The 15215-nt window shown below is 59.4% G+C and carries 13 protein-coding genes; 7 read left to right on the forward strand and 6 right to left on the reverse strand.

The genetic code is table 11. The features are described 5' to 3' along the window. Positions 1 to 154: 154 nt before the first annotated feature. Both F7R19_RS25200 and F7R19_RS25205 read left to right on the forward strand, forming a co-directional pair. Positions 155 to 505, forward strand: coding sequence for a hypothetical protein (locus F7R19_RS25200; RefSeq protein WP_150982404.1), 351 nt, complete (start codon positions 155 to 157; stop codon positions 503 to 505). Between the two features lie 387 nt (positions 506 to 892). Beyond that, complete coding sequence (locus tag F7R19_RS25205) at positions 893 to 1216, forward strand: hypothetical protein (RefSeq protein ID WP_150982438.1); 324 nt, start codon at positions 893 to 895, stop codon at positions 1214 to 1216. Positions 1217 to 1348: 132 nt separating this feature from the next. On the opposite strand, the gene F7R19_RS25210 is transcribed toward F7R19_RS25205, so the two are convergent. Both F7R19_RS25210 and F7R19_RS25215 read right to left on the reverse strand, forming a co-directional pair. Then, complete coding sequence (locus F7R19_RS25210; RefSeq protein WP_150982405.1) at positions 1349 to 2497, reverse strand: TIR domain-containing protein; 1149 nt, start codon at positions 2495 to 2497, stop codon at positions 1349 to 1351. 42 nt (positions 2498 to 2539) lie between these two features. Continuing rightward, positions 2540 to 3733 carry a reverse transcriptase domain-containing protein gene (locus F7R19_RS25215; RefSeq protein WP_150982406.1) on the reverse strand — a complete coding sequence of 398 codons (1194 nt, stop codon included), beginning with the start codon at positions 3731 to 3733 and terminating at the stop codon, positions 2540 to 2542. A gap of 842 nt (positions 3734 to 4575) precedes the next feature. Between F7R19_RS25215 and F7R19_RS25220 the strand changes: the two genes are divergently transcribed. From F7R19_RS25220 to F7R19_RS25230, 3 genes are all read left to right on the forward strand, one after another. After that, entirely contained in the window at positions 4576 to 5787 is a 1212-nt protein-coding gene (locus tag F7R19_RS25220; RefSeq protein WP_150982407.1) for a hypothetical protein, read from the forward strand. 30 nt (positions 5788 to 5817) lie between these two features. Next, positions 5818 to 6771, forward strand: a complete 954-nt coding sequence (locus tag F7R19_RS25225) for a potassium channel family protein (protein WP_223505824.1) — start codon at positions 5818 to 5820, stop codon at positions 6769 to 6771. A 388-nt stretch (positions 6772 to 7159) separates the two neighbouring features. Continuing rightward, complete coding sequence (locus tag F7R19_RS25230; protein ID WP_150982409.1) at positions 7160 to 7549, forward strand: DUF5594 family protein; 390 nt, start codon at positions 7160 to 7162, stop codon at positions 7547 to 7549. Positions 7550 to 7551: 2 nt separating this feature from the next. Here F7R19_RS25230 and F7R19_RS25235 read toward each other — a convergent pair whose 3' ends face one another. After that, entirely contained in the window at positions 7552 to 8442 is an 891-nt protein-coding gene (locus tag F7R19_RS25235) for an aldose epimerase family protein (RefSeq protein ID WP_150982410.1), read from the reverse strand. Positions 8443 to 8685: 243 nt separating this feature from the next. On the opposite strand from F7R19_RS25235, the gene F7R19_RS25240 reads away from it, so the two are divergent. Then, positions 8686 to 9171, forward strand: coding sequence for a cupin domain-containing protein (locus tag F7R19_RS25240; protein ID WP_285847160.1), 486 nt, complete (start codon positions 8686 to 8688; stop codon positions 9169 to 9171). Positions 9172 to 9193: 22 nt separating this feature from the next. Here the strand turns inward: F7R19_RS25240 and F7R19_RS25245 are convergent, their stop codons facing one another. Next, the gene (locus F7R19_RS25245) at positions 9194 to 10432 is read right to left on the reverse strand and encodes a polyhydroxyalkanoate depolymerase (protein ID WP_150982411.1); all 1239 of its coding nucleotides are present in this window, start codon (positions 10430 to 10432) and stop codon (positions 9194 to 9196) included. Between the two features lie 267 nt (positions 10433 to 10699). On the opposite strand from F7R19_RS25245, the gene F7R19_RS25250 reads away from it, so the two are divergent. Continuing rightward, positions 10700 to 11356, forward strand: a complete 657-nt coding sequence (locus tag F7R19_RS25250) for a glutathione S-transferase family protein (protein WP_150982412.1) — start codon at positions 10700 to 10702, stop codon at positions 11354 to 11356. Between the two features lie 57 nt (positions 11357 to 11413). Here F7R19_RS25250 and F7R19_RS25255 read toward each other — a convergent pair whose 3' ends face one another. Together F7R19_RS25255 and ubiD are read right to left on the reverse strand one after the other, a co-directional pair. Beyond that, entirely contained in the window at positions 11414 to 13426 is a 2013-nt protein-coding gene (locus F7R19_RS25255) for an acetoacetate--CoA ligase (RefSeq protein ID WP_150982413.1), read from the reverse strand. A 75-nt stretch (positions 13427 to 13501) separates the two neighbouring features. Then, complete coding sequence (gene ubiD / locus F7R19_RS25260) at positions 13502 to 15019, reverse strand: 4-hydroxy-3-polyprenylbenzoate decarboxylase (protein WP_150982414.1); 1518 nt, start codon at positions 15017 to 15019, stop codon at positions 13502 to 13504. Between the last annotated feature and the right edge of the window lie 196 nt (positions 15020 to 15215).

Raw genomic sequence — 15215 nt, forward strand, 5'->3', positions numbered from 1 at the left:
ACGACGGCGCTCCGGCTCGGTCAGAATTTCGATGGGTTCCACGTAATGACTAGGCTTACTGATAGGCACAAGACTATCCCTTATTTTAAGAGAGTCCTTGTGTCCTCAGATACGTGGGGCCGCTCCAGGGAGTCTCACTTCGTTCATCAATGTCGTGAAGGCCGAGGCGGTCAATATCGGCCTGATTCTCGGGATCAGCGTGCGGGAAGATTTCGAATGGAAACCAATGTCGCAGCTGTCTGCGTTCCTGAGTCTCATTGGCCTCAGCCTTGGCGACCGTAAAGTGCGTTACATCGACGGCAAGAAGATCTATTCGTACGGCCTTGATTCCGATTCCCTCGCTCGCATCCAGGCGTATAGCGATCACTACCGTGGCGGTTTCAAGAAAGCCCATGGGGCGCTGGATAGCGACACGGGGAATTGGGATTTGGTCGTGACGGATGGCGAGATCCATCCGGTCAAACGGATCCGTAAGATCGCCCCAGATAACCGCGTATCTGGATAGTTGGATAGATAACTGTTTTTTGTTATTTGTTATACGCGCGAGTTATCTGCGGCCCGGAGGATGGGCTCCGGGCTGTTCCCCACGCCGGGCCTATTTAAGCTAATGATCTGGCTTAAGAAGTCCAGTAAAAACAATGGGTTAAGGCGTGATTACGCGGCGGTGACGTGAAAACTGTCACTGTTGCTCAGTGATTCCCGGGCTAGAGTAAGAGAAATGTGATCAATGCTGCTCTTGTTGTCTGCCTCCGAGGTTCGCCGGACAGTAGGAGCTCCAATGACATCAGGAGCCCCGATCATGACCAACCCCAAGGCCGTCGCAACCCCGAACGCTAAAGACGCCAGCGCTAACAAGGCAACTGGTGGGCAGGAGAAATCGGCAGCGGGTGCCGTGGCGGCGGACGCTATTGCGCCGAAGCCGGAGGCTGTGAAACCCGAGGTCCCGAAACAGGAAGTCCCGCAGGGCAAGAAGGATGGCAGTACGGCTGACGCCGAGTGGTTGCAGATGATCGCTGCCAAGCAAGATAAAGACGCAGCAGCGCCGACCAAGATGGTGGTGGCGACGGAAATCTACAAGCGCATGAGCAGCGTGAAGGGTGTCACCCGCAAGGACATCATTCAGAAGTTCATCGAAGAGGTGAAGCTGATCAAGGCTGGAGCGAGCACCTACTATCAGATGTTCAAGGCGAAGAATGGATTGCTATCCAAAAAGTAACGTTGTTGCGCCGAAAAAACAAAGATGACTCCCATGGTGGAGTCTTTTTTTTCGTCACGACCGATCAGCGCGACGACGTACGATTTGCTCTCGATCGAATTTTGATCGCCAGAGCGCGCTACGACCTTGCCTCTAAAGTGGTAGGTCGAAGAATCCAACGATACTATCGGCGAATAACGATTTAATCTCGTCTAGTGGCAGTTCTGCCTGCTGGGGGCCCGCTGCAAAACACGCAACATGATAGGGGGAAAAGTGAATTACCAGGGAGTTATCTGAGAAGGAAAATGCTTCAAAGTCCGACCAACTCTCTGTTCCTCTGATAATCCAGTCTTCATCAGGGGAGAAAGACTGTTCATTTTGATCGTCGCTGGTCCGAGGTGTCATCAATGCCTTTCGAACAAGACTTTGAATGCTGGAAAACGTCTCATCACTCTCCTTGAAAATACTCTTTATGTTTTCTATTTTAATGAGAGGATCCAGGAAAAAATTGAAAGTCTCAATGCTGTAGTTCCCATGTGCGGCTCCGGCATAATACCAGGATGATAGGTATGTGATGCTCAGGACGCGGCCTACCACCCTTTGTTGCATTATGTCGCCAGAATAGGTGTTCGTTCGGCGGAAGCGCGGTTGAGACCAGTGATAGGACGCTGGATCTTGTTCTAATTTTTGGCGACGAAATGCCTGAGTTCGCTCCACAAAATAAGATTCGATCAACGTGGACACCTCTCTCAGTTGTGTGTACTCTTTAGATGAGTATCTTGGTAGCCAGTATTCGATTTCAAATCCGGGTTGTCCATCCCATCTTTCCTGAAAGCGCTCCTTAGACATGACAATATCTTGGGAAACTTCCGTTGATTGCTCTTTCCCGATTTCGGCCAGCTGAATATTAATAGATTGAAGGAGATTTTCTTCAAAATTTGGGTCGCTGGCGGAGATATGCTGGATGTCGCTAAGGGGTGGGTGAAGTGATATGCCGTCATCTAAGAGAATAGGTATTGCATAGACGTCGGTTCTTAGTTTTTCCTCTAAGTAGCTGATTGCAATCTTAATCTCCCGTTGCACGTAGCCGCGTCGGTCGATGGACGAACCGGATATGACGAGTAGGACTATATCCGATTGCCGCAACGCCTTTCTGATCTCAAAGTCCCATTGCTGGCCAGGTCGTAGCTTCTCTTTGTCGAACCATATATTCAATCCCTTTTCGCGAAGTCGATCATATATTGCGCGAACGCGCTGAAGGTCAGGGCTGCCGTAGCTCAAAAAAATCTGATGATCGCTCATATTAATTGATTTTGGTTAGTGCATTAAGGTGTGCCTGATGAGCTATATTCCCAGAAATTTCCGAGCGTCTGGGGTGAGGCGTTTTAGGTCAATGTGTAGTTCATCAACATAAAGTTTGCGTAATACCTTGTACTCCATCTCATTGAGATCATTCTCAATCTCTGAGAGGTTGCTACATATGTCGTAGGCAGCGAGATAGCCGTCCTTCTTTGCGGAGATTACCTGTCCGAGGCTTGCTAGCCCAAGTCGTCGACTGATGAGTTCTTTTATAGAGCCGAGGGCAAGCATCTCGTCCCGAATACGCTGACGTTGGGTGGGTGACAGGGACAGGGCATAGCCTGTGCCGTTCCTCGCAAGATTTAATCCCAAAAACTCAACCGCTTCATCGGGAGCGTGGATAGATGACTTGGAGCCTGGGCCGATCTCCGGAATTTCCAGCGACAGTTCAGAAAGCCATTGCTTGCACTGCCGTGCTATTTCATGGCATTCGTCTTCGGTCTTACCTAAGAAGAGCAGATCATCGGCATATCGGACGGCTTGCCACCCGTTGCTCACGATTTTCGCATCAAAGCCGATTAATATTGCGTTTGCAAAGAAAGGGGATAGTGGCATACCTTGCCGGACGCCTAGGCCATCCCGTATGCCGAGCCGCCGAATGCGCCTCTCGTTACCACGAGACGTAGGGGCAATCTCGCAACCGATAATCTCTGTAAGTATCGGATGCAGCGACGTTTCTTTGACGAGCGAGCGTATTGCATGTGTCAGGCGATCCCTGGGAATACGGTCAAAGAACGACGTGATGTCAGTTTTGAACGCCCACGGATATGTCGAGCGCAGAGAGATTGCAGCCTCAGCGGCCATTTTTACTGACCGATGCTGAATGAATCCGTAGCTAATTTTGTTGGCGATTATTTTCCCGTACTTTTTAGCGAGAAAACTTAGGAGAGCCCTTTGGACAAGGCGATCCCGAACCGTGGGAACACAAATCAGACGGTCCTTGCCGTTCGGTTTCGGTATTAGGGAGGGGGAGAGTGGCGAGAGCTTGAAAGAACGTTGGCGGATCTCTTTGCTCAGCCGAGAAAGATTTGCCTTAGCATCTCGCTCGAAGTCGTTGATTGAGATGCCGTCCACCCCCGCAGTATTGCGTGAGCTGGGTTTCGTTCGTCTGTAGAGTCTCTGCCAAGTGTCATCGAGAGATTCCCTGGAGAGAACTTGATAGTAGGCGCTAGTGGTCATTTCCAGGTTTCGCGCCGAGGTTGATTTCCCCGACTCGACGCGTATGAGAGCCCTGCCGGCGAACGCCTAGCACTGCGCCTCATGCGAGGCTTGGGTGCCGCTGATTCCGCCGGTGACGCGCCCGCGATCACTCGCGTTTGCGCCAGTTTGCCGCTTGGTCACGTGCAGCGCAACCCGCAGAGATGCCTGAAGGTCGACGCACATTCCCGCGTCGCCGAAAATGCGAATACGTCCCATTTCGATCGCTCCGGTTCCATCAAAACTCGTGAAGATCGCGGCAGCGGCGAGCCAACCGGCGCAAACCAAGCGCGAGAATCGACCCCGGCGCGGCGAAGTGGCGTGCCCGCGTCCCGGCGTTGTCCGCGCGCCCGCTTCCCTGCCTCCGGGCGGCCCTGCACGTTTCTTACTCGCCTTCCCAACAATATTCGGGGAAGAAGGCGAATCCATCGACCGGCCGGCGAACGCCTTGCACTGCGCCTCATGCGAGGCTTGGGTGCCGCTGATTCCGCCGGTGACGCGCCCGCGATCACTCGCGTTTGCGCCTGTTGGCCGCTTGGTCACGTGCAGCGCAACCCGCAGAGATGCCTGAAGGGCGCTACGTACACGATGGATAGTATCATGTGGCGAATACAGTCCCAGATTTAGTGTTGTAAAGCTGATACAGCACAAACATAAATAGTGGCGTATAAGGCATTTGTTGGGTTGGCAGAGGGGGCGATTCTGCTGCGGTTCGTCTTCATTGGCCGGCCTCGTCCATACATCCGGACTAAATTTTGCGGTGTTAACGTCGACATCTGGAGCAGTTGAGCTCCGGTGGGGGCTTCTCCCTAGATATCAAACGAATGACAGTCAGTAAGACTTGGGCGTATCTCCATGAATTTGGTCCAGAACGAACTACTGCCTGGGCGATACGTCAGGAGCGCGCAAAGTATGGGGGCAAGCCGTTAGGCAAAACCTATTGGAGCAACCACAAGCCAGGGCAGAGGAAGCCTGTAAAGCAAGTTCAGACGGCGGAGGCGACGTTCTTCGCCTACATCAACGCCTCGGATGCAGAGGGCGGCGGCGGAGAGTCCCTTTCCCATCGGTTGTTGAAGGAGGCAATAGCTGGGTTATCAGGCACGAGACTCAAGTTGGGGTCTCATGGCGAACATGACATCACCATAACGCATGGCGAGACAGAGAAAGCCATCGCTACGGAAGATGCGACGTTTTACGCGGATGTGTTCTTGCAATTTACTTCGACGAGTTCGATAGGGCTTCGATGGTCGGGCGAAGTATTCATCGAGGTCAAGCACACGCACGCCGTGCCAGTGGACAAACAGAGGGCACTTCAGCGACTCCGCGTCCCAGTCGTCGAGGTGCCATTGCTGGCAACGTTCGAGTACCCGTACAACGACGAGGACACTTCCGATCCACGCGAACTTGCACATGTGGAGCGGATCCGGAACATGCTTCAAAAGGGGTTTCTTATGGGGCAGGTTATCAGCGACGCCCGCTCCGCCGAGTTCTTAGAGCAAGAGGTATCTCGTTTGCAGAAGGAACTGCAAGAGGCTCGCACGGGTTGGGATAGTGCCAAGCGTGCCGGCGCTGAATCGCAGAGTCGATTGCAGGCCACCGTTGCCCGGGCTGTTGAGCTTGAGAGGCTGAACACCAACTCGGCGCAGCGCATGGAAGTCATTGCCAGCAGTGCTGAGACGGGCCAACGAGATCTAGAAACTGAGAGGGCACGATCTCGTGCTTTGAAGGATGAACTGCTGAAAGCGAAGGCTATTGTTGCTGCCCAGGAGAAGAAGATACACGGGCATTACTGGATTGTTGGCCTTGGGTTTTGCTGCCTTCTCGGCCTGGGTTCCGTTGTCGGTTACCGGCAGCTTGTCGCAGGACGGCCAACTGGTCAAACGATCCCTACAGAGTCGATCGAGGTCTCTCCGGCCCCGCAGCCCCCCTCTATGGCTGCGAAGGGTGAGAAGCGAGACACTGCGCCGAATCAGCGGCGCAGGGCAAGGCAGGCTTCCGCGATGGACCGTACCGAAATGGACCATTTTCCCCGGTAGAAAATTATAATTGAGATGATCCGATCAGCCATGAGTACATCAATCGACGATATAACTCAGCAACAAAGACCGCACAACAAGCTGAGTACACCGCTTGGGAGGTTTATTGATGGTCTAACGTATAAGAAGATCGCGATATGTGTGATATTTTTTATTGTCACGTCCGCTGGCTATTTCTGGGTGGCCGCCGGTGGACCAAATGGCCTTGATAAAAAAGCGGGGGACAGTTTTCTTGAGTGCTTATATTTCAGCATCATCACATTTACTACGGTAGGATATGGGGATCTCACTCCAATCGGTTGGGGGCGATTGATCGCTGGAGTGGAGGTTATGGGAGGGCTTTGCTTGACCGCGCTCCTTATCGGGAAGATTGCTTCCGAGCGGCAAAGCGCTTTACTTTTGCTTATTTATACAAGTGATCAGCAGCGAAGAGTTTCCGGTTTCTCAAATGACTTGGGGCAACTCGCGGAGTCACTGAAGTCGGATAAAGCATCAAAGGAATCCGTCGAAAAATGCCTAACCCTGACGGAGGGGCTCCAAGCCTATCTGATATTCCAGTCTCACCAAGGACGGCTAGCTGATTTTGGAAATGGGAGTGCGTTGAGGCAACTTTACAGGATGATGCATGCGTTTCTATCCTCTCTTTTAGACGTTCTTAATACATCAGTGCTCGATCCAAAATTGGAAGTTGGTCTTCTAAAATCTGCTCGTCGCATTGGGCGTCTTGCAAGCATTATGGAAAGCTTTCATATGAGCGATGGCAGCGCACGGGCGACGATCGGTCTGATTCGGGCGAAGCTAGGAAAAATAGATTCATGGGAAAGGGGGGCGGTAACCCCGAGGCGGCTAGAGCAAGTGTACGCACTTGTTCCGCCGAAGCCATGGCCTAGACATTTCCATAAGGCAGCATCAGCCAAGATTGGTATCAGTAATTCACTTTTTCGGAACTGCATGAGCGAATTAATCAAGCAGGGACGAATATAGAGTGGTCTTCTGCGACGTCGGTGTCAGCGGGGTCTCAGGATCAGACGCTATATCGTTAGCTTTTCGCGGACGCAGGTGGGGCCGAAACTGGCATCTCGTCGAGACACGCAAAGAATGTGGGGGAGATGGACATGCCCGGAGAATCCGCGCATAAAACCCGCATGAACAGTGGGTCTGGTCAAGCCGTTGCGGCTTGGGAAGCTAAGGTAATGGCCATTATACGACGCCCGCCATGGCTTGTTGGGGGCGGATTGTAGCATGGCTCGCTGCGCCGATGTCCGCGCCGGACCCGGCCTGCGGCTCTCCCGCAGTGAGCCGCCGTGCGGTGTCTTCCGTCGGCGAAATATCGGCGCACAATAGCAGCCATCCTCACAAGACGCCCCCGCCTGTGCATCCGAATCCTGCCGAACGTTTCACTGCCGAACTGTTGCCCCGCATCGTGGATCGCGTGCAGCAGCTGTCCCATGGCACGCTGCATACCGAGATCCTGCCGCCGGTGGCCTTCGATCAACCGGCGCGGCTGCGGGTCTGGGCGCCGCCGCGGGCCGAGCGTGGGCGCTATGCACATCCGCTCGCTATCACGTTGTCCTGGGATGGGCTCGAAGTCGAGAGACTGTTCGCGTCGGGCGGCAATCTGCGCTTTGCGGAATATCTGGATGCGCTGCCGGCCAAGCTCTATGCCTGGCAGGAGCCGCGTCGGATCGATCTGGGTTCGCGCACGCAGGCCGAGGCCGAGGTGCTGATCGGCGGCCTCGATTTCGAGCATCTGTTGTCGTAGCCTTATCTGACGGTGACGCGGCAAGTGGCGTGCTCCGCGGCGCCCGCAGGCACCCAGCGCAAGCCGTGGCCGTGGTGGATGGCGTTGGGCAGGCCGAGCCACGGTTCCACGCAGTAGAAGTCCGACGTCTCGCGCTCGGTCCACGTGGTCACGGCGTACCACGGCACGGAGCCGTTGCCGCCGAGCGCGAAATCGATGGTGCGCGCAGGCATTTGCAGTGCGACGGGTCCGGTGCCGTTCAGCACGTGGAAGGTGTCCTGCAGGCGTGGGTCGCTGATCGAGTAGGCGCGTTCGCCGGGCTCGGCGGCGGTCAGACTGCCATCGGGCAGCTGTCTGACGCGCAACGTGGCGGGCAGTGTGATGCGGCTCTGCGCGCGCTGGTCATGGGGCAGGGCGAAATAGAAGTGATGGCCGGCGTAGTAAGGCAGGGGCGTATCGCCGGTATTGCGGATGTGCAGTGTCACTTCGAAGCCGTCCGGTATCGCCCGATACGTTGCGGTGAATACAAACCCGAACGGATACGCCGCGTGTGTTGCCGGCGACGACCGCAGCGTCAGGCTGACCGTGGCCTGGGAAATGTCGGAAATGTCGAATGGCAGATCGCGGGCAAAACCATGCGGCGGCATATCGCGCACGACCCCTGCGCGGTCGCGCCACTTGCCGATTTGTCCGTCTACAAGGTGCCTGGCGATAAACGGAAACAGCAGCGGATTGCCGCCCCTGACCCGCGCGACGTTAGTCCAGTCGGCATCGTCGGGCCAGTAGAGGATGTCCTGCCCGCGCCGCACCCACCGTACCAGCCGGCCGCCGTGCCCCGGTGCCAGCAGCAGATAATTGTCGTCGTCTCCAATGCGGATCAGTTCCTGGTTCTGAAAGCGTTGTGTGGTCGTCATCGGCTCAAGGTTTGCAATCTCAGAAACCCGCAGCGTAGCGCAAGCGCGTGCCGCCACGATGGGGCGACGCGCATCATTTCGGCGCCGGGTCTTGCGCGGTCGTCGTGCATGGACAAGCCGTGGAGGCGGCCGCGATGTCGCGCGCGCCACTTCATCCCCAAAATCGCCCGGCCTGAATGTTGCAGCGCAAGGGCGCCATGACCGTGCTCGTGGCCCATTCCCGTGCTGAACAAGGAGTGCTCCATGTCGCAGCTGCCGCCGCTCCAGCCAGTGTCGCTGGCTTCCACCACACGCTTTTCCCATGTTCGCCCGTTCGACACCAAATTTGTCGACCAGGGTTTGCGCGACTTCTTTCTTTACCGTGACCTGGGCATTGCCGACGCCACGCAAGGCAAGCTGCTGGTACAGCTCGTCAAGGCGAACCTCCCGCCGGAGCAGGGCACGGGTTGGCATCGTCATGTGGCCGATTTCCATGTCGTGCTGATGCTAAAGGGCTGGGCGCGTTTCATGTACGAGGATCAGGAAACCCTGGTGGCCGAGGGTGATTGCGTGCATCAGCGTCCCGGCATCGTGCATTACCTGTTCGACTATTCGCCCGACATGGAGTACCTGGAGATCGTCGGGCCGGCCGACTTCAAGACGATCGATGCGCTCGCGCCGTGCGAGGTGCCGCCCGTCACGCCGTGGACAGAGACGCTGCCACAGTCCTGGCGCGACGCGGCGCTGTAGTGCATCGTCGCGCACGCCGCGCTCATGCCCGCATGTCGTCGCTCATGTGGATCGTGTCCCGCACCAGCGGATAGACCTGGGATTCCCAGCGCTTGCCGTTGAATACGCCGTAGTGGCCGACGCCGGTCTGGATGTGGTGCATGCGCATATAGGGCCGCAGGCTTGCGCACAGGTCCTGCGCGGCCATGGTCTGGCCGATGGCGCAGATGTCGTCGCGTTCGCCTTCCACGGTCAGCAATGCCGTACGGCGGATGGCGGCGGTGGTGACGCGCCGGCCGCCCACATCGAGCAGGCCCTGCGCCAGCAGGAAGCGCTGAAACACCAGGCTGACCGTTTCGAGATAGAACTCGGCGGTCAAGTCCATGGTGGCGAAGTACTCGGTGTAGAACGATTGAATCGCGTCGGCCTTGTCGTGTTCGCCGCGTGCGCGCAAGTCGTACAGGTCGCGCAAGGCTTGCTCGTGGCGTTCGCGGTTCATGCTCATGAACGCAACCAGCTGCACGAAACCCGGATAAACGCGACGCAGGCCGCCGGCGAAGCGCAGCGGCACGTAGCCGATCAGGGTGTTTTCGAACCACTCGATCGGGCGGCTGGTCGCCAGTTCGTTGACCTTGGTCGGATTCACGCGCGCGTCGATCGGTCCCGCCATCAGCGTGAGGCTCGGCGGCTGCATCGGGTCGTTGTCCTCGGCCATCAGCGATACCGCCGCCAGCGCGGCGACCGTTGGCTGGCACACGGCCACCAGATGGGTATTGCCGCCCAGCGCATGCAGGAATGTGATCAGGTGCTGCACGTATTCGTCGAAGCCGAAGCGGCCGAATACCAGGGGAATGTCGCGCGGGTTGTGCCAGTCGGTAATGTAGACGTCATGATCGCGGAGCATCGTTTCCACGGTGCCGCGCAATAGCGTGGCGAAATGGCCGGACATCGGCGCCACCAGCAGCACGCGCGGCTGCTGCGGCATGCCTTCGCGCCGAAAGCGCAAGAGCGAGCAGAACGGCGTCCGCGTGATCACCTCTTCGACTACCGGCACGGCTGCGCCGTTGATTCGCACGCTGTCGATGCCGAATGGCGGGCGATAGTGGGTGAGCCGGGCCAGCGCCAGCACTTCGCAGCCGGCGCGCAGGCTCCGCAATGACTCACTCTGGTCGGCGCGCGGCACCATGCGCTGGAATGCATCGACCAGGGTGGCCGTAATGTCCGCCAGCGAGCACGCCGGCTGCATCATGTCCGCGTAGGTCTGGTAGGCCTGGTAGAGCATGGCTCGGTCCCCTCGCATATTCGAGCCCAGTAGCCGCAATATATATGCCATCGTCATGAAAGTTGGCATGCGGCTTGCGCATTGCGTGGGCGGACACACGCAAACTGTGCAACGTGGCGTAGTCAGCGCGTGGCAAGCGGGCACGCGGCATCGCGCTGGTGCTGGCGTGCCGGTGCCACGCACCGCATGGGTGCGAACTGGTCAAACCGGTCCGCGCCGCCGATACTGCAAGCGAATGTCACGCTCCAGCGGAGCGGAGGAGGCACGATGGCCAAGACCACTCTGACCATCAGCAGCAAGACGTATTCGTCGTGGTCATTGCGCGGGTGGCTGCTGGCGCGCTTTGCCGGTCTGGAATTCGAGGAAGTGCTGGTGCCGCCCGATGATCCGGCCGCACGCGCCGAAATTCTGCTGCTGTCGCCGTCGATCCTGGTGCCCTGCCTGCGGCATCAGGGCGTTACCGTGTGGGACACGCTGGCAATTGCCGAATTCCTCAACGAGATCCGGCCGAAGGCGAAATTGCTGCCCGACGACCTGGTGGCGCGCGCGCACTGCCGCGCCATCTGCGGTGAAATGCATTCCGGTTTTGCGGCCATGCGCGCAGCGTTGCCGATGAATCTCAAGGGACATTTTCCCGGGCTGAAGGTCTGGTCGCGCGCGCAGGCCGACATCGATCGCATCACTGCCATCTGGAGCGATTGCCTGACGCGCTATGGCGGTCCATTCCTGTTCGGCAAGCATCGCACCATGGCCGACGCGATGTACGCGCCCGTGGTCACGCGCTTTGTCACCTACGGGGTCAAGCTCGATGCCCCGCTGGTGGAATTCTGCAAGACCATTCTTGCCATGCCCGAGATGCAGGAATGGATTCACGCGGCGCGCGAGGAGCCCGACGAAATCAGCGAGCTCGACGTCGAGTTCTGATGGCAGAGAGGGCAGAGAGGCGAAAGCCGGCGCGTTTCGCCCTCGGCCGACGCAGCCTCACGCCACGCGCGGCTGACGCGCCAGATAATCGGCCGCGTAGGCGAAGTACCAGCCCAGGCAATCGGGGTTGGCCATCGCGTCCGGATTGGCGATCTTGTCGGCCGAGTGGCCGAGCAGCAGCTTCTTGATCGGCACCTCCATCTTCTTGCCCGACAGCGTGCGCGGCACGGCTGGCGCCTGGACGATGTCGTTCGGCACATGGCGCGACGACAACGCTGCGCGGATGCGAGCGCGCATCGTGTCGCGCAGGGCATCGTCGAGTTGCAACCCATCGCGCAGCACGACGAACAGCGGCATGTACGACTCGCGTCCCAGGTATTCGAGATCGACCACCAGGCTGTCGAGCACCTCGGGCAATTCCTCGACCACGCGATACAGCTCGCTGGTGCCCATGCGGATGCCATGGCGATTGATCGTCGCATCGGAGCGGCCGTAGATGGTGGCGCCGCCGCGCGCCGAAATACGTATCCAGTCGCCGTGCCGCCAGGCGTTCGGATAGGTGTCGAAATAGCTGTCGCGATAGCGTTTGCCGTCGGCATCGCCCCACAGGAACAGCGGCATCGAAGGCATGGGCTGCGTGCACACCAGCTCGCCGACTTCGTCGATCAGCGCGCGGCCGCTGTCGTCGAAGGCTTCGACCTTTGCGCCCAGGCACCGGCATTGCATCTCGCCGGCGTATACCGGCAGCAGCGGGCATCCCGCCACGAACGACCCCGCGAAGTCGGTCCCGCCCGACATTGGCGCGAGCCAGACGTCTTTACGGACATGCGCGTAGATCCACGCGTAGGCCTCTTCGGGCAACGGCGAGCCGGTGGAGCCGATGCCGCGCAGGCGCGACACGTCGGCGATCCGCGCCGGTTCGATCCCGGCTTTCATGCAACCGGTGAAGAATGCTGCGCCCGCGCCGAACATCGTCACCCGGGCATCGTCGACGAATCGCCATAGCACGCCGGCGTCGGGCCAGGCCGGGTTGCCGTCATAGAGCGCGATCGTGGTGCCCAGCAGCAGCCCCGCGATTTGCGCGTTCCACATGATCCAGCCGCTGCTGCTGTACCAGTGGAACACGTCGTCGGGGCCCAGATTGTTGTGGAACGCCATGAGCTTGAGCTGCTCGATCACGATGCCGCCATGGCCGTGCACGATGGGTTTGGGCATGCCCGTGGTGCCGGACGAGTAGACGATCCACAGCGGATGGTCGAACGGCACCGGGTCGATCTGCAGCGGGACGTCGTGGGCGAGCACATCGGCCCAGCCGTGGCGCCGCACGCGGCTGCCAGTATCGACGTGGCTGCCGATGGACGGCACGATGACGATATCGGTCAGCGAAGGCAGCGCCGCGACGAGATCGGCCAGCACCGGGGCGCGGTCGTAGGCCTTGCCGCCGTAGCGATAGCCATCGACGGCGATCAGCACCTTGGGTTCGATCTGACGAAAGCGATCGATGACCGCCACCTGACCCATGTCGGGCGCGCAGCCGGACCACACCGCGCCGATGCTCGCGGCGGCCAGGAACGCCACGACCGTGGCGGGAATATTGGGCAGGTAGCCCGCCACGCGATCGCCGCGCGCCACGCCCATCTGACGCAGCGCGTGCGCCATCGACGCCACCTGCTTTTCGAGCGTCTCCCAGCTGATATCGGCAAGTTCCACGGCCTCGCCCGCGTGGCGGATCGCGGTGCGGCGCCGCTGCGCGCCGCTGCCGGCGTGGCGGAAGACCTGCTGGACGTAGTTCAGTGTCGCGCCGTCGAACCAGCGTGCGCCGGGCATGATGCGACGATCGAGGACGCTGCGGGCCGGTGTGTCGAAGCGGACGTCGAAATAATCGACGACGTTCTGCCAGAACGCTTCAAGGTCGGTGACGGACCAGTTCCACAGGCTGGCGTAGTCGGGGAAATCGAGCGAGCGCTCGCGGCGCAGCCACGCCATGAACGCGGCGATCCGGCTGCTGTCGGCAAAGGCGGCCGACGGCGTCCACATCGGCGCGCCGCCGGTTGCTGGTGCAACGGTCATCTTGTCTCCTCCGCGGCCCGTCTGCGCGGGCCATGAGAGTGATGGGAAGTCCGCAGATGATAGCGGAGCGCCGCTTTACTTGCCGGCTTCGAACAGCGATCCCCAGATTTCGTCGACGCGGGCCTTGACGGCCGGGTCCATGCGGATCGGCGTGCCCCATTCGCGGGTGGTTTCGCCGGGCCACTTGTCGGTCGCATCGATGCCCATCTTCGACCCCAGCCCCGACACCGGCGAGGCAAAGTCGAGATAGTCGATCGGGGTGTTGTCGACCATCACCGTGTCGCGGCTGGGATCGACGCGCGTCGTAATGGCCCAGATCACTTCCTTCCAGTCGCGCACGTCGATGTCGTCGTCCACGACGATGATGAACTTGGTGTACATGAACTGGCGCAGGAAACTCCAGACGCCAAACATCACGCGCTTGGCATGGCCGGCGTACTGCTTCTTCATGCGCACCACGGCCATCCGATAGCTGCATCCTTCGGGCGGCAGATAGAAATCGGTGATTTCCGGAAACTGCTTCTGCAGCAGCGGCACGAACACCTCGTTCAGCGCCACGCCGAGCACCGCCGGCTCGTCGGGCGGCTTGCCGGTGTAGGTAGAGTGGTAGATCGGATCGCGGCGCATGGTGATGCGCTCGATCGTGAAGACCGGAAACCAGTCCTGCTCGTTGTAATAGCCGGTGTGATCGCCATACGGACCTTCCAGCGCGTGTTGGTAGCCGGACGGATGGTCGGGATCAGGCTGGATGTGGCCTTCGAGAACGAACTCGGCCGAGGCCGGCACCGACAGTTCGGACAACGTTGGCGTGAGGCAGCCGGCCAAAGCCGTGCGGCTGCCGCGCAGCAGTCCGGCGAACTGATATTCGGACAGCGTATCGGGCACGGGCGTGACCGCGCCGAGGATGGTGGCGGGATCGGCGCCCAGCGCCACGGCGATCGGAAACGGCTTGCCTGGATTGGCCAGCGCGTGCTCGCGAAAATCGAGCGCGCCGCCGCGGTGCGCCAGCCAGCGCATGATGACCTGGTTGCGGCTGATCACCTGCTGCCGGTAAATGCCGAGGTTCTGCCGTTTCTTGTGCGGCCCCTTGGTGACCACCAGGCCCCAGGTGATCAGCGGTGCGGCGTCGCCGGGCCAGCAGGTCTGGATCGGCAGGCGGCCCAGGTCGACATCGTTGCCTTCCCAGACGATCTCCTGGCACGGCGGGCTGCTGACACGCTTGGGCGCCATGTCCCAGACCGATTTGGCCAGTGTGAACAGCTTGCCCGCCTCGCGCAGCCCGCGCGGCGGCTCGGGTTCCTTGAGCGCCGAAAGCACGCGGCCGATGTCGCGCAGGTCTTCCAGCGAGGAGGCGCCCATGCCTTGCGCCACCCTCTGTGTTGCGCCGAACAGATTTGCCAGAACCGGCACTTTATATATATCGCCATTGTCGTGGCGCGGCCGTTCGAACAGCACGGCGGGGCCTTCGTCGCGCAGCAGGCGGTCGCAAATCTCGGTCATCTCGAGGTTGGGCGACACGGCGGCGCTCACGCGTTTGAGATCGCCGCGCTGCTCGAGTTGACTGATGAAATCGCGCAAGTCTTTGTATTGCATGGTGAATTCGGTTCGGAATGCGGCGTCGCGCCAATCCGGCGGGACGGCGGCGGAGTGTGTGACGATACACACGCCACCTCAATGGCGCAAAAAAATCGCGTGCGGGATGGTGACGAAATTGTAAGTAAATTGCGAGATCACGGGATCGGATCGATGGCCGTGAGGCTAGGTGGGGCTTGCGATTCGAGGTCGTACG

The organism is Cupriavidus pauculus, from assembly GCF_008801835.1.
In the GTDB taxonomy this organism is placed as follows: Bacteria; Pseudomonadota; Gammaproteobacteria; order Burkholderiales; family Burkholderiaceae; genus Cupriavidus; species Cupriavidus pauculus.

What these genes read in the sequence shown, in the direction of transcription:
- F7R19_RS25210 (WP_150982405.1), bottom strand. Translation starts at nt 2,497, where the DNA reads ATGAGCGATCATCAGATTTTTTTGAGCTACGGCAGCCCTGACCTTCAG.
- F7R19_RS25215 (WP_150982406.1), bottom strand. Translation starts at nt 3,733, where the DNA reads ATGACCACTAGCGCCTACTATCAAGTTCTCTCCAGGGAATCTCTCGAT.
- F7R19_RS25220 (WP_150982407.1), top strand. Translation starts at nt 4,576, where the DNA reads ATGACAGTCAGTAAGACTTGGGCGTATCTCCATGAATTTGGTCCAGAA.
- F7R19_RS25225 (WP_223505824.1), top strand. Translation starts at nt 5,818, where the DNA reads ATGAGTACATCAATCGACGATATAACTCAGCAACAAAGACCGCACAAC.
- F7R19_RS25235 (WP_150982410.1), bottom strand. Translation starts at nt 8,442, where the DNA reads ATGACGACCACACAACGCTTTCAGAACCAGGAACTGATCCGCATTGGA.
- F7R19_RS25240 (WP_285847160.1), top strand. Translation starts at nt 8,686, where the DNA reads ATGTCGCAGCTGCCGCCGCTCCAGCCAGTGTCGCTGGCTTCCACCACA.
- F7R19_RS25245 (WP_150982411.1), bottom strand. Translation starts at nt 10,432, where the DNA reads ATGCTCTACCAGGCCTACCAGACCTACGCGGACATGATGCAGCCGGCG.
- F7R19_RS25250 (WP_150982412.1), top strand. Translation starts at nt 10,700, where the DNA reads ATGGCCAAGACCACTCTGACCATCAGCAGCAAGACGTATTCGTCGTGG.
- F7R19_RS25255 (WP_150982413.1), bottom strand. Translation starts at nt 13,426, where the DNA reads ATGACCGTTGCACCAGCAACCGGCGGCGCGCCGATGTGGACGCCGTCG.
- ubiD (WP_150982414.1), bottom strand. Translation starts at nt 15,019, where the DNA reads ATGCAATACAAAGACTTGCGCGATTTCATCAGTCAACTCGAGCAGCGC.